A 435-nucleotide genomic window follows, 5' to 3' on the forward strand; every position below is an offset into this window, starting at 1 on the left:
GGGATGTGCCTTCCGCGACCTCCTACGCGGCCTCGCAGCAGCGGCTGCTGGACTTCGCCCGCCTGACCGCGTCGGAGTGATTCAGGCGGACTAGGTGTGGATCGCGCTGGCTAGACTCGCGCCATGACGACCGACCCGGAGCACCTCGAGCTTCCGCTCGCCGGCGGGGACGTGACGGAAGGCGTCGTCCGGGTGGGGCGCACCGTGCGGCGGCCGGTGAGCGACACATCCACGGTCGTCCGTCGCGTGCTCGCGCACCTGCACGACGTGGGGTTCGTGGGTGCGCCGCGCTTCCTCGGGGTCGACGAGGAGGACCGCGACATCCTCGACTTCGTGGAGGGCGAGGTCGCCGGCCGTCCGTGGCCCGGTTGGGTGGCGGATCCCGAGCGAGTCGCCAGCGTTGCACGCCTCGTGCGAGAGTTCGACGACGCGATG

1 pseudogene is annotated in these 435 nt (G+C 71.5%); it reads left to right on the top strand.

Annotated features, from left to right (window positions below):
* Positions 1 to 123 precede the first annotated feature (123 nt).
* Positions 124 to 435, top strand: a pseudogene (locus SB717_RS33800) (aminoglycoside phosphotransferase); the annotation flags it as partial.

This window comes from Priestia sp. SIMBA_032, from assembly GCF_046535215.1.
In the GTDB taxonomy this organism is placed as follows: domain Bacteria; phylum Bacillota; class Bacilli; order Bacillales; family Bacillaceae_H; genus Priestia; species Priestia aryabhattai.